The following is an 18,813-nucleotide window of genomic DNA, read 5'->3' on the forward strand; positions in this document are numbered from 1 at the left end:
AGGTACCCGGTACGGCGCTCCGTGTACCCGTACGGGGTCCGCCCCTACTCCTTCTCGGCGGCGACCGGGGCCTTCTTGGCGGGCGCCTTGCGGGTGGCGGTCTTCTTGGCGGACGGCTTCCCGGCGGGGGCGTCGGCGACCTCGACCGTTCCGACGGTCTCGGGCGCCTCGGCGGCCTTGGGCTCCGGGTCGGGCTCGACGGCGATGGCGATCTCGGTGATCTCCTCGGCGGCCTCGCCGCGCCAGGCGCGGACGGTCTCCTCGCCGTGGGCGGCGACCTCCTCGTACTTCTCCCGCGCCTTGACCGCGTACTCGGCGGCGACGCCGACCCCGCGCAGGGCGAGGTCCTGGGCGGTCTCGCCGAGCTTCTTGAGGTCGGTGTCGAGGCCGCCGACGACCTCGGCGAACTTCGTCTGGACGGTGGCCTGGGCTTCCTTGGCCTGGGTCGTCACCTTCTCCTGCACGACCTTCGGGTCGGTCTTCCGGACGGCCTCGATGCGCGCGGGCGCCTCGGCGGCGATCTGCTCGATCAGGCCGGGCACCTTCCGGGCCTGCCGCACGGCGAGGTCGGCGGTGCCGGCGGCGAAGTAGAGGGGGGTACGCAGTTCGTCGATGATGGCCATGCTGGTGGTCCTCCCGGATGTGGCGTACGTACTAGCTCGAAGGCGGTTCGTCGGCATCGGGCACGGGCGCGGGCCCGGAGGCGGCCGCGGCCTCGGCCTCGGCGGCGTTCTCCTTGCGGAAGGAGTCGTAGATCTGGAGCAGCACCTGCTTCTGCCGCTCGTTGATCGAGGGATCGGCCAGGATGACGGCCCGCGTCTCCAGCTCCTCCCGCTCCTTCTCGTCGAGGATCCCGGCCCGCACGTAGAGCGTCTCGGCGGAGATCCGCAGCGCCTTCGCGACCTGCTGCAGCACCTCGGCGCTGGGCTTCCGCAGCCCCCGCTCGATCTGGCTCAGGTACGGATTCGACACCCCGGCGGCCTCGGCGAGCTGCCGCAGCGACAGCTGCGCGCTCCTCCGCTGCTCGCGGAGGTAGTCACCGAGATTGCCGACGTTGAGCGATGCCATGCTCCGACCATGCCAGCCCGTGCTAACTATTGCAAGCGACTGCTTGCAAAAGTCGCCCCTCGTCGTACGGAGGGCCCGGAAACCGATCCGGGCGGTGGCTCGTCCTGGCTCCTGGGAGACCGGGCGGTCGGGCGGTCGGGCGGTCGGACGGAGGGTGCGGGGATGGGGACGCGGCGGTGGGCGGGGCCGGGGCGCGGGCGGGTGGTCGTCGCGCTCGCCGTGGTGACCGCCGGGGTGCTGCTGTTCCACCGGGCCGTGCCCGGTTCCGCGGGGAGCCTGCTGGAGTCGTTCCTGGTCTGGAGCGGGCTCGTGGTCGTGGTGCTGCTCGGGGTCGCGCTGCTGCGGCGGTCCCGGGCCGCGCTGGTGGCGCTCGTGCTGCCGGCGGGGGCCTGGGCGTACGCGTTCGGGGGGCTGCTGCTGCCCGAGAAGGAGCCGGAGGCCGGGGCGTACGGGGTGGTCGTCGTCCAGCACAACGTGAGCGACGAGAACCCAGACCCGGAGGGCACCGCCCGCGCGCTGGCCGCCGCCGGGCCCGATCTCGTCGCCCTGGAGGAGCTGGTGCCCCCGGCGCTGGCCGGCTACGAGAGGGCCCTGGCGTCCGCGTATCCGTACCGCGCGGTCCGGGGGACGGTCGGGCTCTGGTCGAAGCATCCGCTCACGGGGGTGCGCCCGGTGGACATCAGGCCCGGGGGGATCACCGGGCCGTGGGACCGGGGGCTGCGGGCCGTGGCCCGGACGCCGGGCGGCGACGTCGCGGTGTACGTCGCGCACCTGCCCTCGGTACGGATCGGGGCGAGCGGTCTGGCGTCCGCGCGGCGCGACGAGAGCGCCGGGCGGCTCGGGGCCGCCCTCGCCGCCGAGGAGGTGGGGCCGGTGATCCTGCTCGGCGACCTCAACGGCACCGTCGAGGACCGCGGCCTCGCCCCGCTGACCTCGCGGCTGGAGCCGGCCGGGCGCGGTCTCGCCCTCAGCTTCCCCGCCGCCTTCCCGGTGGCCCGCATCGACCAGGTCATGGCCCGCTCGGCGACCGTCGGCCGCATCCGCACCCTGCCCGCCACCGGCAGCGACCACCTGCCGGTCCTCGCCCGGGTCACCCTGCGCTGACGCCCCCGTGCCTACTCCGCCGGACCGTCCAGCCACTCCGTCAGGGCGTCGAAGTCCGCGTCCGTGAGGCCGTCGCGGGGATCGACGCGCAGGAGGAGGGCCCGGCCGGGGTGGTGGGCGGCCACCCAGGCCCGGTCGGAGCCGGTGATCTCGTCGTCCACCCAGACGAAGGGCCGTCCCGCGGCGCGGGCGACGAGGGGGCGGGTCTTCCAGTGGAGGCCCGTGCGCGCGCGCTCGGCCACGTCCTCGTCGGTCTCGTCCGGCCAGAGCACCACCGGCAGCTCCGGCAGGCCGAGCCAGGGCGCGACGTACGCGTTCGCGTCGTCCATCCAGGTCGTCGCCCACACCAGCTCGCACCCCGTCGCCGCCAGGCGCGGCCCGAGCCCGGGGTCCACCCGCGCGAGGAGCGGGTTCCTGCCCTCGTCCGGCCGGCCGGTGGGCGGGAGGTACGTCGGGTAGCCCTCCGGGGAGCGCGTCGACGGCCCTCCGAAGGGGATGAGAGGGCCGTCGACGTCAAGGAAGAGGAGCGGGACGGGCGGAGGGTTCCCTCGCCGACTCCGTTGTTCCGCGGTCACGTTCGCACCGTACGCCACGGGAAGGGCCGGGCCCCCGGTCTCCGCTCCGTGCCATCCTGGAAGGGTGAACCTGGAGGACCTGGTACGGCTGCGGCGCGCACGCGACACCATGGACCGCGACTACGCGTCGCCGCTGGACGTCCCGGCGCTGGCGAAGGTGGCCCTGATGTCGACCGGGCACTTCGCGCGGAGCTTCCGCGCCGCCTTCGGGGAGACCCCGTACAGCTATCTGATGACCCGTCGCGTCGAGCGGGCCAAGGCGCTGCTGCGGCGGGGCGACCTGAGCGTGACCGAGGTCTGCTTCGAGGTGGGGTGCACCTCGCTCGGGTCGTTCAGCTCGCGCTTCACCGAGCTGGTCGGGGAGACGCCGAGCGCCTACCGAGCCCGCGACCACGAGGAGGGCGCGGAGATCCCGGCGTGCGTCGCCAAGGTATTCACCCGGCCCGTCCGGAAGGGGTGAGGGGCCGGTGTCCCCCGAGCAGTGATCAAGGGGCCGGTGTCCTCTCGAAGGGCCGGTGTCCCCCGAAGGGCCGGTGTCCCCTCGAACGGTCAGGATCGGAGAAGCGGGGTCCCGGGTCCCCGCCGTAGCGTCGATCCCATGGACATCACCCTCTCCCAGTGCTTCATCGCCGTCGACGACCACGACAAGGCGCTCTCCTTCTACCGCGACGCCCTCGGGCTCGACGTCCGCAACGACGTCGGGTTCGAGGGGATGCGCTGGGTGACCCTCGGGTCGCCCGCGCAGCCCGGCGTGGAGATCGTCCTCGAACCGCCGCTCGCCGACCCGGGCGCCTCCCCCGCCGACCGGCAGGCCGTCGCGGAGCTGCTCGCCAAGGGTCTGCTGCGCGGCGTGATCTTCTCCACCGACGACGTCGACACCACCTTCGAGCGGATCCGGGAGTCCGGCGCCGAGGTTCTCCAGGAGCCGTTCGACCAGCCGTACGGCGTCCGCGACTGCGCCTTCCGCGACCCGTCGGGGAACATGATCCGCTTCGCCCGGCGCCGTACCGGTTGACCCTCGTCCGCCGGCCCCGGCCCGTGGCAGCATGGGCCGGGGCCGACGGGGAGGACGGGCATGGCGGTCGAGCGGGTGTGGCTGGACGTTCCGTACGCCGAGAAGGACGAGGCGAAGCGCGGCGGCGCCCGCTGGGACCCGGCGGCCCGGCGGTGGTACGCGCCCCGGCCGGGGATGGCGGAGCTCGCCCGCTGGACCGCAGCCGCCGACGTGCCCGAGCTGCTGCCCGGGGAGGACCGGAGCCTCGGCAGCGGTCTGTTCGTCGACCTCGTGCCCCGGACCTGCTGGTTCACCAACGTGCGGTCCTGCGTCGCCCCGGCCGACTGGGAGCGGCTGCGCCGGATGATCACCCGCCGGGCCGGGCAGCGCTGCGAGGCCTGCGGGGCGGGCGAGGACCGTACGGCCCGGCGGTGGCTGGAGGCCCACGAGCGCTGGACCTTCGACGAGGCCGCCCGCGTCCAGACCCTCAAGCGGCTCATCTGCCTGTGCACCGACTGCCACACCGTCACGCACTTCGGCCTCGCGCAGGTGCGCGGCCTCCAGGACCGGGCCCTCGCCCACCTGCGGAAGGTCACCGGGATGAGCGAGGCGGGGGCGCGCGAGCACGTGGAGATCGCCTTCGAGGTCTGGGACCACCGCTCGCGGTACGACTGGGAGCTGGACCTCGGCATCCTCACCGGCGCGGGCGTCACCCTCGCCGCACCCCCGCACGCGGACGCGCGCGCCCGGGTCGCGGTGGAGACGCTGAACCGGCTAGGGGGCGGGCGGGGGTAGGGGGTGGGGCAGGCCGGGGCCGGGCGGCCCGCCGCCGAGGCCCTGACCGGCGGCTGCCGCCTGGCCTTCGGCGCCGGCACCAGTCTCCCGCTCGCGGCCCCGGCCGTGGCGGCGCCCGTGCCGCGCGGCCCGGCGGCGGGAGGGCCGGAGACCCGCGCCGCCCCCGCCGGACCCCGACTCACCGCCCCCGCCGGGCCCGGCTCACCGCGCCGTGAGGGGGACCGGCTCCCGCAAGCACTCCGGAAGGTCCTCCGCGTGCACGAGCGTCAGCCGCGACACGGCCCGGGTGAGGGCCACGTACAGCAGGTTCGCGCCGCGCGGTCCGGCCGCCGCGACGGCGGCCGGTTCGACCACCACGACGTGGTCGAACTCCAGGCCCTTGGCGAGCCCGGCGGACAGTACGGTCACCCGCTCCGGCGCCGTCCCCGCCACCTCGGCGGCCACCGCTCCCGCGAGGCCGTCGGCCGCGATCACCCCCACCGAGCCCTCCGCCGCGAGCGCGGCCCGCACGGCCGCGCGGGTCCCGGCCAGGAGGTCCGCCGCCCGGTGGACGGTCACCTCCCCGTCCGCGCGCGCCGACCGGCCCGCCGGGACGTCCGCGTCCAGGTGCGGCAGGAGCCGGTTGGCGAGGTCCACGATCGCCGCCGGGACCCGGTGGCCGAGCGTCAGGGGCACCACGCGCGCCTCCGGCTTCCCCAGGTGGGCGAGCTGCTCGCGCCAGTCGCGGGCGGCCCAGGGCGTGGTGCCCTGCGCCAGGTCCCCGAGGACGGTGAGCGAGCCGAACGCGGTGCGGCGGGCGACAGCCCTGCACTGCATGGGCGAGAGGTCCTGGGCCTCGTCCACGACGACGTGGCCGTAGCCCCCGGGGTGCTCGACGAGGCCCGCGAGCTCGTCGAGGAGGACGAGGTCGGCGGCGGTCCAGCGGGCCGTGCGGTAAGAGCGCGGGGGCCGCTCCCAGCGGATCGCGTCCCGCTCGCCGGCGGTCAGCTCCGTCGCGCCGGCCGGATCGGCGAGCAGCTCCGCGAGGACCTCCTCCGGGACCGCCTTCGGCCAGCACGCGTCCAGGAACGCCGTCACCGGGCGCGAGCGCTCGATCCGGCGCGTCCAGGCCGTGCCCCTCGGCCCCGACCGGCGTTCGGCGCGGTCCCGGAGGGCCCGGACGACCCGGGCGCGGACCCGCTCGCGGCCCGTGGCGTAGGGCGGCGCCTCCTCCCGTACCGCCGTGACGATCGCCGCGAGTTCGCCGGCCGGGAGGCGCCAATGGTAGGCGCCGTCGGGGACGGTCAGGCCGTCCGCCGGGGCCGGGCCGACGCGGGCGTACAGCGCGCGGCACAGCACCTCCGCCATCCGGGCGTCGTGCTTGACCCGGGCCGCCGCACCGCCGTCCTCGGCGCGGACCGGGTGGCGGGCGATCTCCTCGTCCAGGGTGGTCTGGCGGATCCCGGTCTCGCCGAGCGCGGGCAGCACCTGCGCGATGTAGGAGAGGAAGGTCCGGTGCGGGCCGAGGACGAGGAGTCCGGAGCGGCGGATCCGCTGCGGATGGGTGTAGAGCAGGTACGCGGCCCGGTGCAGGCCCACGGCGGTCTTGCCGGTGCCGGGCGCGCCCTGCACGCACAGGGAGGCGGCCGGGTCGGAGCGCACGAGGTCGTCCTGCTCGGGCCGGATGGTGGCGGCGATGTCCCGCATGGGGCCGGTTCGGGGGCGCTCGATCTCCCGGGCGAGAAGGGTTCCGGCCTCCCCTCCCCCGCCGTCCGCGAGGTACTCGTCCTCCAGGGCCGTCAGGTCCCCCGAGGCGCCGAGGCCGTCCGGGGCCCAGCCGAAGCGGCGGCGGCGCAGGACGCCCTGCGGGTCGTGGGCTCCGGCCTGGTAGTAGGCGCGGGAGACGGGGGCGCGCCAGTCGACGACGAGCGGCGGGGCGGCGGGGTCCTCCGCGATCCGGCGGCGGCCGATGTGGTGGGTCTGGCCGTCCTCGCGGTCGAGGCGGCCGAAGAACAGCGGCCCCGGCGGCTGTTCGCCCATCTCCTTGGCGCGGCCGCGCAGATGGCGGCCGAGGGCCTCGGCGTCGGCGCCGGACGCGGCCGTGTCCTCGCCGGTGGCGACCTGTCCGGCCGCGTCCTCGGTCATGCGGGCCAGGGCCGCGCGGCAGGCGTCGTGGTGGGAGCGCTCGCGGGCGAGCTCGGATTCCGGGTGTCCGGCGGTGTCCAGTGACGTCATTCCGGCAAGCCTAACGGAAAACGTTACTGGGTTACATTTTTTACTCGGGAAAGGGAGGGTGGAGGAGGTTTCAGTACGGGAGGCCCTCCCGCAGCGTCCCGAACGCCTTCCCCGCCGCCGCCACCGCGTCCGGCGCCACCGCGTCCGCCGTCTCGCCGCCCGCGATCCGGGCGACGTTCCGGTCCGCGAGGATCCGGAGCACGGCCACGACCTGCCCGGCGGCGAGCCGCGCCACCAGGGGATCACCGCCGAGCGCGCCCGCGAGGGCCGCCTCCGTCCCGGCCTGGTACGCGTGGAGGCGGGCGAGCAGTTCCGGGGTGCCGTAGAGGAGGCGGTGGTACGCCAGGACCTCGGGCGCGTCGCAGAGTCCGGTGACCGGATCGCGCCGCTCCAGGCCGTCGAGCAGGCGCGCGTACAGGGCGTCGAGCGGGGCCCGCCCGGCCGCGCGCCCCGCCTCCACCGTGCGGGCCGGCTCGTCCTGGTGGTCCGCGAACCGGTGGAGGACCAGGTCCTCCTTGGCCGGGAAGTAACGGAAGAGCGTCGGCTTCGAGACCTCGGCGGCGGCGGCCACCTCCGCGACGGAGACCCCGGCGAACCCGCGCTCCAGGAAGAGCGCGATCGCCGTGTCCGACAAGGTCTGCCGGGTGCGGGCCTTCTTGCGCTCGCGGAGACCGGGCGCCGGCCGCTCCCCCGTCACGACGCGGCCCCCCTGCCCGCCACCAGGACCGCGACCCCGTCCAGGATCCGTTCCAGGCCGAAGCGGAACTCGTCCTCCGGGTCGTCCGCGACGTCGAGGACGCCCGATTTCAGGATGCGCGTCACCGCCGGATACTCCTCCGGGTCCGCGAGCCGCCGCAGGGTGCGGGCGTACCGGGCCATGACCTCCTCCGGCGGGTCGTCGCTCGCGCCGACCACGGCGGCGAGGTCGGCCGTCAGGACGGCCTCGTTCTTCACGTAGCCGGACACGAGCAGGGTCACCGAGAGCACGGCGCCCTCGTCCAGGCCCGTCCCCTCCAGGGCGACGAGGGCCCTCTCCCACCAGGCGACCATGTTCGGGGTCGCGGGCGGCCCGGCGACGGGGAGCCGCAGCAGCCAGAGGTTGCGGTGGTAGACCTCGCGCATCGCCCAGGCCCAGGCCGCCAGCGCCTCGCGCCAGTCGGTGCCGGGCGGGGGGAGCTCGGGCGGGACGCCGGTCGCGGCCTCCTGCATGAGGACGTACAGCTCGCTCTTGGCGGAGACGTACCGGTAGAGCGACATGGTCGAGACGCCCAGCTCCTTGGCGACCCGGCCCATGGAGACGGCGTCGAGCCCCTCGGCCGTCGCGAGGGAGACGGCCGCGCCGACGATCCGGTCCAGGGTCAGGCTGGGCCGGGGCCCCTTGGCGGGCCGCTCCCGCACCCCCCAGGCCGCCTCGATCGCGGGCGGCAGGAAGGACCCGCCGCCGGTCGAAGCGCCCACGCCGCCACCTGTGGGGCCGTCCGGGCGACCGCCCGCGGGGCCGCTCGCCCGACTGCCTGCCGGACCACTCCCACCACCGCCCGCCGGATCACCTGCCGGACTGCCCGCCGAACCACTTCCACGGCCGCCCGCCGGACCCCCCGCCCGACCGCCCGCCTGATCGCCGACCGGACCACTTCCACCGCCGCCCGCCGGACCCTCCGCCCGGCCGTGCGCCGGGTCACTCGCCGGGCCACCCGCGCGAGACCCCGGCCGGGCGCCCGCGCCGGGTCCGGGCCGACCGCCTGTCCCGCCGTCCGTCCCGCCGGGCGCCGCCCGCTCGTCTCCCCGGCCGCTCTCGCCGTCCGCCATGACCCTCCGCCTTCGCACCTCGTACGCCTCGCCCCGCAGGACGCGCACAGCCCGCACCGCCCGTACGGCACACACCGCACCGCACCGCTCGTACGACACAAGCCGCACCGCACCCGCGCCGCACGCGCCGCGGCCCCGCCCGCAGGGCCCCGTGCTTGACGGACATCCTAGTAATGCGTAACCCTTACACAGTAACGCGTAAGGCATACGCAGTACCGGCGCGGCATTCCGTCGTGCCCTCCAGCGAGCCCAGGGAGTACGCCATGCCCACGGCCGTCGAAGCCACCGGCCTGTCCAAGAGCCACGGCTCCGTCCGCGTTCTCGACGCCCTCGACCTGCGGGTCGCCGAGGGGTCCGTCTTCGCCCTGCTCGGCCCCAACGGCGCCGGGAAGACCACCACCGTCCGGATCCTCGCCACCCTCACCGCGCCCGACGCCGGCCACGCGCGCGTCGCGGGGCACGACATCGTCGCCGAACGCTCCCGGGTCCGCCGCGCGATCAGCCTCACCGGCCAGTTCGCCGCCGTCGACGAGACCCAGACCGGCGCCGAGAACCTGCGGACCGTGGCCCGGCTCTCCGGGCTCTCCCGGCCCGCCGCCGCCCGCCGCGCCGCCGAACTCCTCGAACGCTTCGGCCTCGCGGACGCCGGTGACCGCCTCACCAAGACCTACTCGGGCGGGATGCGCCGCCGCCTCGACCTCGCCGCGGGCCTCGTCCGCGACCCCGGCACCACCCGGGTGATGTTCCTCGACGAGCCCACCACCGGCCTCGACCCGCGCAGCCGCCAGGAGCTGTGGAGCGCGGTCCGCGAACTCTCCGCCGCCGGCACGACGGTCTTCCTCACCACCCAGTACCTGGAGGAGGCCGACCGGCTCGCCGGCCTGATCACCGTCCTCGGCAAGGGCCGCACCCTTGCCACCGGCACCCCTGCCGCACTCAAGTCGCGCTACGCCGGACACCGGCTCGACCTCGTCGCCCGGGACCAGGAGGGCTACCTGCGGCTCACCGCCGCCGCCCCCGGCCGTACGGCCACCGCCGCCCCCGCCGCCCTCTCCCTCGGCGTCCCCACCGACGGCAGCGCCGCCCACGTCCGCGAACTGCTCGACGTCCTCGACCCGGAGCGCCGGGACATCGCCCGCTTCACCCTCCACACCGCCACGCTCGACGACGTCTTCCTCGCCCTCACCGACACCTCCGCCACGAACGGCGGCAAGGAGCCCAGCCGTGTCTGAAGCCCTCACCGCCGCGAGCGTCCTCGCCGGCCGCGGCATCCGGATCAGCCGCCGCAACCCGGACGCGATCGTCACCTCGATGATGCTGCCGATCATGCTGATGCTGGTCTTCGTCTACTTCTTCGGCGGAGCCATCGAGACCGGCACCCGGTACGTCACCTACGTCGTCCCCGGCGTCCTCGTCCTCTGCGCCGGATTCGGCGCGGCGAGCACCGCCGTCGGCGTCAGCGAGGACATGCGGCTCGGGGTCGTCGACCGCTTCCGCACGCTCGACGTCGGCGGCACGCCGTTCCTCGCCGGGCACGTCGCCGCCACCGTCGTCCGCAACGCGCTCTCCACCGGTCTCGTCCTCGGCGTGGCCTTCACCATCGGCTTCCGCCCGGCCGGGACCGCCGCCGGCTGGTGCGCGGCGATCGGGCTGCTGCTCGCCTGGATCACCACCGTCTCCTGGCTGTCGGCGGCCCTCGGGCTCGTCGCGAGGACACCGGAGGCGGCCGGGGCCATCACCTTCTTCATGATGTTCCTGCCGTACCCGAGCAGCGCGTTCGTCCCCATCGACACCATGCCGAGCTGGCTGCACGGCTTCGCCGAGCACCAGCCGGTGACCCCGCTCATCGAATCGATGCGCGGCCTGCTGCTCGGCCTGCCGGCCGGTGACGCGCCGTGGATCGCGCTGGGCTGGTGCGCGGCCCTGCTGGCCCTGGCGGTCGTCGCCTCCGGCTTCCTGTTCCGCCTGCGGACCCGCTGAATTACGCTTCCGACCCCGCTGAACCCCGGGGAACGGCTCAGAAGATGTCGGGCGAGAACGGCCGCAGCGGCGTGCGGAACAGCAGGTCGGCGCGGGCCGCCGCGCCGGCCGTCGCCTCCTCGACGCGCCCGAGCCGGGCGAGCCGTACCGCCGACCGGTCGCCGAACGCCAGCGTCCCCAGCTCCGCGACGTCCAGGACGAGGTCGGCGGACGCGTCCGTACGGACGCAGGAGGCGCCCTCCGGCGAGGCGTCGAGGCGGAAGCGCCCGCCCGCGAGGCCGTCCGCGTCCCGCACGTCCAGGACGAGGCCGTCCGCCACCGGATACGCGCGGCCCTCCAGGAACCGGGGCACGTCCAGGGCCCGGACCCACAGCATGTCCGCGTGGGTCACCGTCCTCGCCGCGCGCGGGTCCGGCAGGAGGTCCGGCAGCGGGTCGTCGGGCGCGCGGTAGCCGGAGCGCAGGGTGGTCACCCAGTCGAGCGAGCAGAGGTAGAGCCACAGGGCGCGCTCGGCGGCCGGGGTGACGGCGACCAGGTCCCGCACGATCGCGGTGTTCACCGGCTGCTTGGTGTCGTCCCACTTGTCGTCGGTGCGGTACGACACGAACCCCTCGGGCTCGCCGGACTCCGACCGGTACACCGCGTAGTACGGCTCCGTCCACGGGTCGAGCTGGAAGCCGAGGCCGGTGCCCTGCGCCCAGGTGCGCTCGGTCCGGTCGGTGACCCCGGCCCGGACCCCGGCGAACCGGCGGTGCAGCTCGGGACCGATCTTGCGGATCTCGTCGCCGTCGGACAGGTCGACGCGGCCGCCGTCCCCGGGGCGGCCCGAGCGGCGCGGGTCGAGCCCGGTCCGCCGCAGGTCCACGCTCCACTCGGTGACCCAGCTCGCCGGGCCGAAGCCGAACCGGCCGTAGATCGGGTACTCGGCGGCGATCAGGGTCGCGAGCGCGTCGCCCCGCTCCTTCGCGACCGCCAGGTCGGCGGCCATCATGCGGCTCAGCAGGCCCTGGCGCCGGTGCGTCGGCGAGACCGTCACCTGGGTGATCGCGTCGGCGGGGAGACTCCCCCCGCCGACCGTGCTGACCTCCTGCCGGAACGAGCGGAAGGTGGCGACGACCCGGTCCCGGTCGAACGCCCCGAGGGTCCGCGCCAGGTCCGTGTGCGGCAGCCGGTCGGCCACGTCCCCGCCGGGCACGACGGGCGGGCGGAGGAAACCGGTGCGCAGGCCCCGCAGCCAGTCGGGGAACTCGGACTCCGTCACCGCGCGTATGTCGACAGTCATCCTCCGACCCTACGCAGGCCCCCGACCGACCCGCACCGGATTTTCGACCGCCCGGGGAGCGGCCGCGGGACTGCCCCGGGAGCGGCCCGGGAGCCGTCCGGGGCGCCTCAGGCCAGCAGGTCGTCGACCTGCGCCTCGCCCTCCCGGTACCGGCGGGCGATCTCCGCGCCGCAGTCGTCGGCCGTCCGCTGGAGCTGCTGCCGACGCCGGGAGACCTGCTGCTCGTACCCCGCGAGCCGCCCCATCCCCGCGTGCAGTTCGTCGTCCGTACGGGCCGTCAGGTCCGACAGCTCGACCTCGGACAGCATCTCGGCCGCGAGCCGCCGGTACTCCTCCCCGCGCGGCGTCGACAGCGTCACGTGCCGGGCCGAACTGCGGTGCCGCGAGGGCACGTCGGCGAGGATCTCCGAGAGCCGGTCGAGGACCGGCGCCTCCGGGTCGGTCCGGCGCGCCAGCTCGGCCCGCAGGATGTCGATCCGGCCCTGGAGCATCCGCCGCACGTAGCTCAGGTCGGCCTCGTCGCTCTGGACGTCCCGGCGCAGCGCGCGCAGCTCGGGCAGCCTCAGCGTGCCGAGGTCCGGCTGCGCCCGGTCCGGCAGGGCGGGCTCGGAGGTCCGCTGCGCGGGCGGCCGCGTCACGGAGGAACCGCCGGCCCGCGCCAGCGGTACGGGACCGGACGGCGTGGGTCCGGTGCCAGGTGCACTCATGAGTTTCGTCCCCTCGACCGGTGCGGAGCCGCACCGCCTGACAGGCATGGTGCCACTCCCACCCGTGCGCGTGCAGGCGCTCTGCACCCGTTCGGCCCCTCCCGCGTTCGGGTGGGTAGGTTGGGGCCCATGCGAGCAGTGGTGCAGAGGGTCGACGGCGCGCGCGTCGTCGTCGCAGGGGAGACCGTCGGTGAGATCGAGGGCGAGGGGCTGTGCGTCCTGGTCGGGGTGACCCATGACGACACCCCGGAGAAGGCCGCCCAATTGGCCAGAAAGCTCTGGTCCGTCCGGGTGCTGGACGACGAGAAGTCGTGCTCCGACGTGAACGCGCCGCTGCTCGTGATCTCCCAGTTCACCCTCTACGGAGACGCCCGCAAGGGCCGCCGCCCCACCTGGAACGCGGCCGCGCCCGGCCCGGTCGCCGAGCCCCTCGTGGACGAGGTCGTGGACCGGCTGCGCGAGCTGGGCGCGCACGTGGAGACGGGCCGCTTCGGAGCGGACATGCGCGTCTCGCTCACGAACCACGGCCCGTTCACGGTCCTGATCGAGGTCTGAGGCTAGGGCTCGACGACGGTCTCCTGCGCCGCCGCCGTCGTCCCGACGACCAGGGGCGCGTCCACAGGAACGTTCCGCTTGACCAGGGCGAGGGCGATCGGGCCCAGCTCGTGGTGGCGGACGGCGGTGGTCACGAAGCCGAGCTGGCGCCCGTCCTCGCCGTCGGACGCGAGCCGCACCGGGGTGCCGTGGCCCGGCAGGAGCACCTCGCTGCCGTCCAGGTGCAGGAAGACCAGGCGGCGCGGCGGCTTCCCCAGGTTCTGCACGCGGGCGACGGTCTCCTGCCCCCGGTAGCAGCCCTTCTGGAGGTGGACGGCGCTGCCGATGAGGCCGATCTCGTGCGGGATGGTCCGGTGGTCGGTCTCGAAGCCGAGCCGCGGCCGGTACGCCTCGACCCGCAGCGCCTCGTACGCGAGGATCCCGGCCGCCGGGCCGTGCGAGGCCGCGAAGGACTCCAGGTCCGCACGGGGCAGGAACAGGTCGCGGCCGTGCGCGGTCTCCCGTACGACGGCCCCCTCGGGCACCTCGGCGATGGAGCCGGCCGGGAGGTGGACGACGGCGGTGTCCTCCGTGCGGTCGGCGACCTCCACCCGGTAGAAGAACTTCATCGACTCCAGATAGGCGATCAGCTCGCCCTGCGTGCCCGGCTCGACGTGCGCCCACACCGTCTCGCCGTCGTCGACGAGGTAGAGGGCGTGCTCGATGTGCCCGTTCGCGGAGAGGACCAGCGCCTCGGTGGCCCGTCCGGGCGGCAGGTCGGTCATGTACTGGGTGAGCAGCAGGTGCAGCCAGCTCAGCCGGTCGTCGCCGGAGACGGCGACGACGCCGCGGTGCGAGAGGTCGACGAAGCCCTCGCCCCCGGAGAGGGCGCGCTGCTCGCGGAACAGGTCGCCGTAGTGCGCGGCGACGCCCTCGTCGCGCCCCTCGGCGGCGACGGCTCCGGGCAGGGACAGCAGGGGGCTGGTCGTTGAATGTCGCTGCATGGGGAAAGCCTACGACTCCGTGTCCAGGGCCGGTCGGGCGTACGGGGGTGGTACGGAAGCCGACCCGTTGTACGGGAGGACGGCCCGGGGCCCTACCCGCCCGCCGGGGGCTCCCCCGCGTCCGGGAGCTCCGCACGCTTCCTCGCGGCGCAGTCCCCGCACCGCCCGAAGATCGCGAAGTGCTTCATGTCCGTCTCGAAGCCGAAGGTCTCACGGAGCTTGCCGGTGAACTCGGCGGCCACCTCGACGTCCGCCTCGATCACTCCGGAGCAGTCCCGGCAGACCAGGTGGAGGTGGTGGTGCCGGTCGGCGAGGTGGTACGTCGGCGCCCCGTGCCCCAGGTGCGCGTGGCTGACGAGCCCGAGCTCCTCCAGGAGCTCCAGGGTCCGGTACACGGTGGAGATGTTCACCCCGGAGGCCGTCTTGCGGACCTCGCAGAGGATGTCGTCGGGCGTCGCGTGCTCCAGCGCGTCGACGGCCTCCAGGACAAGCTGGCGCTGCGGCGTCAGCCGGTAGCCGCGCTGCCGCAGGTCGCTCTTCCAGTCGGTGCTCACCACGCCCCCCAGTGTAGGAGGGCGCGGCGCACGACCCCAGGCCTTCGTCCGGCGGACGCTCGTCTAACGGAAGAAGGCGATGCCGTCGTCCGGCATGTCGGGCAGGTTGCGGGCCATCTCCGCGACCTCCTCCGGCGTGACGACCTTCTTCAGGTGCGCCGACATGTACGGGCGGAGCGGAACCTCGGGGGTCGCCTTCTCGCCCACCCACATCAGGTCGCTCTTGACGTAGCCGTACAGACGCTTGCCGCCGCTGTACGGGCCGGAGGCCGCGGTCCGGGCGACGGCGTCCGTCACCAGGTCGATCTGCGGCTTCTGGTCGGCGAGCTCGCCGTACCAGATCTCGACGACGCCCTGGTCGCGGACCATGACGACCTCGACCTTGCGGTCCTTGTCGATCCGCCAGTAACCGCTCTCGCTCTCCAGCGGGCGGACCTTGTTGCCCTCGTCGTCCAGGACCCAGGAGTGCGACCGGTACTCCAGGAAGTCCCGGCCGTCGTGGCTGAAGGTCACGGACTGGCCGAAGTTGCACTTCTCGGCGCCGGGGAAGTCGGAGACGCCCGCGCCCTCCCACGTGCCGAGCAGGAACGCGAGGGGGACGAGGTCCGGGTTGAGGTCGGACGGAATCTCGATCATGAGCAGCTCTGGCGTTCTCTAGAGGTGGATTACCGCTGGCCCTGGTACAGCTTCTTCACGGCCAGGCCGGTGAAGGCGAGTACGCCGACGCAGACCAGGACCAGCAGAGCTTCGAAGAAAATGATCACGGAATGCTCCTCGACTGAGGTGTGAAGGCGGAACGGGCCGGACCCCAGCTTAGTGGCCCGGGGTCCGGCCCACTCGGTGAGGTGGGTCTCGGGGACGGTCAGCCGAGCAGCTGCGCCTGGAGTCCGACGGTCTGCTGGAACGGCACGGTCAGGGTCCCGCCCTTACGGGTCTGGGTGACCACCCCGACCGTGTCCCCGGCCTGGATGTAGGCCCACCGGGTCTGCTCGGGGCCGTGCGGCGCCGTCTCCGCGTAGGCGTAGAGGGAGAGGTAGGGGACGTCGACGTCCTTCAGGGACGTGTCGATCGCCGCCTCCTCGACGCCGAGGGGCAGCCGGCTGCTCTTGGAGACCGCCTCCATCGTCTCGTCCTTGAAGTCCTCCGCGAACGCCACCGACGCGAAGCGCAGCAGGTGCACCCGGGTGGTCGTGCCGTCCGGCGTGGTCCAGCCGCGGGCGGCGACGTGCCGGAGCGCCGAGTCGGCCGTGTACTCCTTCACCTCGCCGCGGTCCTTCTGCGGGAGCAGCGCGAGGTACGAGTCGAGGCCGGCCCAGCCGCCGCTCAGGCGGGGGTCGACGGTGGCGCCCGCCGGGGCGGGCAGCAGGAGCTTCCGCAGGTCGGCGTGGTGGATCTCGCCCGCGTTGCCCTCGGTCCACGGGCGCGGGGCGTCCTCGGGCAGCGCCGGGAGGGCGAGCTTCGGGTAGTCCCAGCGGCCGTCGGACTCGGTCGCGAGGCCCGGCACGTCGGTACGCTCCATGCCGGTGATCCCCAGGGCCGTACCGGCGCCGACGCCTCCGCAGACGAGCACGGCGGCGGTCCAGCGGGCGATGCCCAGGAGGAGGGGGCGGCGGGACTTCTTCGGCTTCGGCGCGGTCGCGGGTGCGGGTGCGGGCGCCGCTTCGGCTTCGGTGCCGGGTGCGGGTGCCGTTTCCTCGGCGGGCGCGGGTGCGGCCGTGGGAGGCGCGGGTGGCGCCGGAGTCAGGGCCTGCTCGGTCATACGTACTCCCCCGGGGACTCGATGTGGTCGAGCTGCTGCTTCAGGAGGCCCGCCACGCGTGCCTCGTCGAACGGTTTCGCGCCCGCCGCCGTGAGGGTGACGAAGACCTCGGAGTCGTACGCGAGGCAGATCATGTGCTCCAGCGCCACGGCCCGCTCCTCCTTGTCCAGCTCCTTGTCCTCGGGCGCGGTGTAGCAGACGGCGTTACGGTGGTCCTTCACCTTGGGCCCCTTCGGGAACTCGAGGAAGTCCATGACCTCCTTGCGCAGCCGGTAGGTGTCCTTGATCCGCTTCTTGTCCTTCATCCGCGCGATCTGGACGGAGACGACGAGGTCGTCGGACGGGTCGGCGAAGGAGCGGACGCCGATGCCCTCGATGCCGAGCCTGTCGATGTCCTTCTCGAACGCGCGGCGCTTCTTGCCGGAGAGGCCCTCGCCCGCGCGCTTCATCAGCGCGGTGGCGTCCGCGGCGCCGAGTTCGCCGTCGTTGCCGTACAGCTGCTCGTCGGGGCCGGGCTCGTACCCCTCGGGAATCGGCAGGAGGAGCTTGCTCAGCGGCGTCCCGGCCTTGCCGCGCATCAGGGCGGCGGCCGGGTCCTCGTCGTGCGCGGTCCGCTTCGCCCCGCCCCACACCTGTGTCGGCGCGGTGCGGTCGGCGGAGGAGACCGTGAGGGCGGTGTACGTGACGCCGCCGCCGATCAGGCCGAGGACGAGCACGGAGGGCAGGACGACGCCGAGCAGGACGCGGCGGGCGCGCCTCTTCTTCGGCGTCTCCGTCTCCGCCGGCGGCTGCGGCTCGCCCGTCCCTTCGGCCACGGGCACGGGGGCGGGGTCGTTCACGGGGTCGGTCACGTCGTTCCGGTCCTCACTCACAGGCGCCCCAGCTGTCGCTCGGCCAGCGAACGGATGTCGTTCTGGGAGATCTTCTTCGTGTCCACGACGAAGATCTCGACCGCGATGTCACCGCGGTAGAAGTAGGCCCTGGCCTCGTACATGTCGAGGTAGCCGGCCTTCCGCTTCACGGGGAAGACGTAGGAGCGGCCGTTGGAGGAGCCCTTGAGCTCCTGGCCCTCGCTCTCGGCGAAGTCCTCGTCCGGCATGTAGCCCTGCTGGTCCTCGACGAAATCCGCCGCCCCGTGGACGTCGCTCGCGCGGTACTGGACGAGCCGGATCTCGACCTCCCGGTGCTCGCCCGTCGCCCAGGCGGTGACCGCGACGCGCCGGATGCCCAGGTCCAGCTGGTAGTCGAGGGCGCGGCTCGGCCGGTCGAACGCCGAGGCGAACCGGGAGACGTCCATCCAGCCGTCGGCGTCGGCGTACTCGGCCTTCTTCGCCCCGGCGGGCTTCGGCAGCAGCAGCTTCCGCAGGTCGCCCTGCGCCTTCGCCCGCAGGTCCTCCGAGGCGGGGAGCGGCTTCGCCTTCTGCCCCTTCGGGAGGGGCTTCGGGTGGGCGAGGTCCGGCTGGTTCAGCGGCGGAAGGGCGGTCGGCTCGCGCTGGGCCTGGACGCCGTAGCCGACGGCGGTGCCGCCGACGAGGCCGATGACGGCGGCGACGGCGATCAGCCCGACCGTACGGAGGACCCGGCGGCGGGGCCGTGCGGCGGGCACGGCGGGCGGCGCCTCCGGAGCCGCGTCCGGTGGCGTTTTTCCCTGGTCAGGGATGATTTCTTCGTCGTTCAAGAGTCCCCCCACGAGACCTGAAGCACGGATTCCGTAACCCGTGCACCCACCTGACACGTGAGGGGTGCATGAGGTTGTGGTGCTTCGCATTACAGTTCGGTGTATGGCGAAGAAGCTCGTGATCAAGGTGACCGCGGGGGCGGATTCCCCCGAACGCTGCTCGCAGGCCTTCACGGTGGCCGCCGTGGCCGTCGCCAGCGGGGTCGAGGTGTCGCTCTGGCTGACCGGCGAATCCGCCTGGTTCGCCCTGCCGGGCCGGGCCGCCGAGTTCGAACTCCCGCACGCCGCACCGCTCCCGGACCTGCTCGACTCGATCCTGGCGGGCGGACGCGTGACGCTCTGCACGCAGTGCGCGGCCCGCCGCGACATCACGGAGAAGGACGTCCTGAACGGCGTCCGCATCGCCGGCGCCCAGGTCTTCGTCCAGGAGGCGACGGCGGACGAGACCCAGGCCCTCGTCTACTGAACCCCTAGCGCTCCCGGCGCTTCTTGCCGTCCAGTTCGTCCCACCACTCGTCCGACTGCGGATCGCCCGACGGATCGTCCCACCAGCGGTCGTCCGGGCCCCGGCGGTTGGCGGTCATCGCGGCGACCGGGGGGATGAGCATGGCGACGACGCACATGGCGACGGCCGCCGGCGTCGAGAAGAGGCGCACGACGGCCCAGGCGCCCACGAAGAGTGCCAGGCAGGCGCCCATCATCCAGAAGTAGGCGTGGCGACGGCGTGCGTACACGTCTCCAGCCTACGTCCGGGCA

Annotated in this window: 23 protein-coding genes; 8 read left to right on the forward strand and 15 right to left on the reverse strand. The window is 74.2% G+C overall.

Annotation, left to right across the window (positions count from 1 at the left end; translation table 11 throughout):
- Positions 1-44: 44 nt before the first annotated feature.
- Positions 45-623 carry a hypothetical protein gene (locus ACIQD7_RS20440; protein WP_402443202.1) on the reverse strand — a complete coding sequence of 193 codons (579 nt, stop codon included), beginning with the start codon at positions 621-623 and terminating at the stop codon, positions 45-47.
- A 31-nt stretch (positions 624-654) separates the two neighbouring features.
- Complete coding sequence (locus ACIQD7_RS20445; protein WP_121828064.1) at positions 655-1,068, reverse strand: helix-turn-helix domain-containing protein; 414 nt, start codon at positions 1,066-1,068, stop codon at positions 655-657.
- A 162-nt stretch (positions 1,069-1,230) separates the two neighbouring features.
- Between ACIQD7_RS20445 and ACIQD7_RS20450 the strand changes: the two genes are divergently transcribed.
- A complete protein-coding gene (locus ACIQD7_RS20450; RefSeq protein WP_402443204.1) occupies positions 1,231-2,172 on the forward strand; it encodes an endonuclease/exonuclease/phosphatase family protein in 942 nt (313 codons plus the stop codon).
- An 11-nt stretch (positions 2,173-2,183) separates the two neighbouring features.
- Here the strand turns inward: ACIQD7_RS20450 and ACIQD7_RS20455 are convergent, their stop codons facing one another.
- The gene (locus ACIQD7_RS20455; RefSeq protein ID WP_402443206.1) at positions 2,184-2,747 is read right to left on the reverse strand and encodes an HAD domain-containing protein; all 564 of its coding nucleotides are present in this window, start codon (positions 2,745-2,747) and stop codon (positions 2,184-2,186) included.
- Positions 2,748-2,811: 64 nt separating this feature from the next.
- On the opposite strand from ACIQD7_RS20455, the gene ACIQD7_RS20460 reads away from it, so the two are divergent.
- The 3 genes from ACIQD7_RS20460 (at position 2,812) to ACIQD7_RS20470 (ending at position 4,536) form a co-directional block, all read left to right on the forward strand.
- Positions 2,812-3,207, forward strand: coding sequence for a helix-turn-helix domain-containing protein (locus tag ACIQD7_RS20460; protein ID WP_121828062.1), 396 nt, complete (start codon positions 2,812-2,814; stop codon positions 3,205-3,207).
- 138 nt (positions 3,208-3,345) lie between these two features.
- Positions 3,346-3,762 (forward strand): VOC family protein, encoded by a 417-nt coding sequence (locus tag ACIQD7_RS20465; protein WP_402443208.1) that lies wholly within the window; start codon positions 3,346-3,348, stop codon positions 3,760-3,762.
- A gap of 60 nt (positions 3,763-3,822) precedes the next feature.
- On the forward strand, positions 3,823-4,536 hold the full coding sequence (locus ACIQD7_RS20470) for a DUF5710 domain-containing protein (protein WP_402443210.1): 714 nt from the start codon (positions 3,823-3,825) through the stop codon (positions 4,534-4,536).
- Positions 4,537-4,737: 201 nt separating this feature from the next.
- Here the strand turns inward: ACIQD7_RS20470 and ACIQD7_RS20475 are convergent, their stop codons facing one another.
- From ACIQD7_RS20475 to ACIQD7_RS20485, 3 genes are all read right to left on the reverse strand, one after another.
- Positions 4,738-6,750 (reverse strand): HelD family protein, encoded by a 2,013-nt coding sequence (locus ACIQD7_RS20475; RefSeq protein ID WP_402443212.1) that lies wholly within the window; start codon positions 6,748-6,750, stop codon positions 4,738-4,740.
- Positions 6,751-6,820: 70 nt separating this feature from the next.
- Positions 6,821-7,447, reverse strand: a complete 627-nt coding sequence (locus ACIQD7_RS20480; RefSeq protein WP_402443213.1) for a TetR/AcrR family transcriptional regulator — start codon at positions 7,445-7,447, stop codon at positions 6,821-6,823.
- Entirely contained in the window at positions 7,444-8,208 is a 765-nt protein-coding gene (locus ACIQD7_RS20485; RefSeq protein ID WP_402443215.1) for a TetR/AcrR family transcriptional regulator, read from the reverse strand. The genes ACIQD7_RS20480 and ACIQD7_RS20485 overlap by 4 nt, the downstream gene beginning before the upstream one ends.
- Before the next feature lie 614 nt (positions 8,209-8,822).
- On the opposite strand from ACIQD7_RS20485, the gene ACIQD7_RS20490 reads away from it, so the two are divergent.
- A complete protein-coding gene (locus ACIQD7_RS20490; RefSeq protein WP_402443216.1) occupies positions 8,823-9,791 on the forward strand; it encodes an ATP-binding cassette domain-containing protein in 969 nt (322 codons plus the stop codon).
- Positions 9,784-10,539 (forward strand): ABC transporter permease, encoded by a 756-nt coding sequence (locus tag ACIQD7_RS20495; RefSeq protein ID WP_402443217.1) that lies wholly within the window; start codon positions 9,784-9,786, stop codon positions 10,537-10,539. Before ACIQD7_RS20490 ends, ACIQD7_RS20495 begins: the two co-directional genes overlap by 8 nt.
- A 37-nt stretch (positions 10,540-10,576) precedes the next feature.
- Here the strand turns inward: ACIQD7_RS20495 and ACIQD7_RS20500 are convergent, their stop codons facing one another.
- Both ACIQD7_RS20500 and ACIQD7_RS20505 read right to left on the reverse strand, forming a co-directional pair.
- Complete coding sequence (locus ACIQD7_RS20500) at positions 10,577-11,821, reverse strand: GNAT family N-acetyltransferase (protein WP_402443218.1); 1,245 nt, start codon at positions 11,819-11,821, stop codon at positions 10,577-10,579.
- A 107-nt stretch (positions 11,822-11,928) separates the two neighbouring features.
- Positions 11,929-12,528 (reverse strand): ABC transporter substrate-binding protein, encoded by a 600-nt coding sequence (locus ACIQD7_RS20505; protein ID WP_121828053.1) that lies wholly within the window; start codon positions 12,526-12,528, stop codon positions 11,929-11,931.
- Positions 12,529-12,657: 129 nt separating this feature from the next.
- Between ACIQD7_RS20505 and dtd the strand changes: the two genes are divergently transcribed.
- Positions 12,658-13,083 (forward strand): D-aminoacyl-tRNA deacylase, encoded by a 426-nt coding sequence (gene dtd / locus ACIQD7_RS20510; RefSeq protein ID WP_161372925.1) that lies wholly within the window; start codon positions 12,658-12,660, stop codon positions 13,081-13,083.
- 2 nt (positions 13,084-13,085) lie between these two features.
- Here dtd and ACIQD7_RS20515 read toward each other — a convergent pair whose 3' ends face one another.
- The 6 genes from ACIQD7_RS20515 to ACIQD7_RS20540 all read right to left on the reverse strand — a co-directional run bounded on the left by ACIQD7_RS20515 (position 13,086) and on the right by ACIQD7_RS20540 (position 17,985).
- Positions 13,086-14,066, reverse strand: coding sequence for a folate-binding protein YgfZ (locus ACIQD7_RS20515; protein WP_121828051.1), 981 nt, complete (start codon positions 14,064-14,066; stop codon positions 13,086-13,088).
- A gap of 92 nt (positions 14,067-14,158) precedes the next feature.
- Positions 14,159-14,623, reverse strand: coding sequence for a Fur family transcriptional regulator (locus ACIQD7_RS20520; RefSeq protein ID WP_121828050.1), 465 nt, complete (start codon positions 14,621-14,623; stop codon positions 14,159-14,161).
- Between the two features lie 60 nt (positions 14,624-14,683).
- Positions 14,684-15,256 (reverse strand): FABP family protein, encoded by a 573-nt coding sequence (locus tag ACIQD7_RS20525; RefSeq protein ID WP_121828049.1) that lies wholly within the window; start codon positions 15,254-15,256, stop codon positions 14,684-14,686.
- A gap of 226 nt (positions 15,257-15,482) precedes the next feature.
- Complete coding sequence (locus ACIQD7_RS20530) at positions 15,483-16,379, reverse strand: hypothetical protein (protein WP_402443221.1); 897 nt, start codon at positions 16,377-16,379, stop codon at positions 15,483-15,485.
- Entirely contained in the window at positions 16,376-17,230 is an 855-nt protein-coding gene (locus tag ACIQD7_RS20535; RefSeq protein ID WP_402443223.1) for a hypothetical protein, read from the reverse strand. The genes ACIQD7_RS20530 and ACIQD7_RS20535 overlap by 4 nt, the downstream gene beginning before the upstream one ends.
- Positions 17,231-17,247: 17 nt before the next feature.
- Positions 17,248-17,985, reverse strand: a complete 738-nt coding sequence (locus ACIQD7_RS20540; RefSeq protein ID WP_402443225.1) for a hypothetical protein — start codon at positions 17,983-17,985, stop codon at positions 17,248-17,250.
- 175 nt (positions 17,986-18,160) lie between these two features.
- Between ACIQD7_RS20540 and ACIQD7_RS20545 the strand changes: the two genes are divergently transcribed.
- Positions 18,161-18,523 carry a DsrE family protein gene (locus ACIQD7_RS20545; protein WP_121828046.1) on the forward strand — a complete coding sequence of 121 codons (363 nt, stop codon included), beginning with the start codon at positions 18,161-18,163 and terminating at the stop codon, positions 18,521-18,523.
- 4 nt (positions 18,524-18,527) lie between these two features.
- Here the strand turns inward: ACIQD7_RS20545 and ACIQD7_RS20550 are convergent, their stop codons facing one another.
- Positions 18,528-18,791: a DUF3099 domain-containing protein gene (locus tag ACIQD7_RS20550; protein ID WP_161374568.1), complete on the reverse strand. Its 264-nt coding sequence runs from the start codon at positions 18,789-18,791 to the stop codon at positions 18,528-18,530.
- Positions 18,792-18,813: the final 22 nt, after the last annotated feature.

It is taken from the genome of Streptomyces sp. NPDC093071 (assembly GCF_044754545.1).
In the GTDB taxonomy this organism is placed as follows: Bacteria; Actinomycetota; Actinomycetes; order Streptomycetales; family Streptomycetaceae; genus Streptomyces.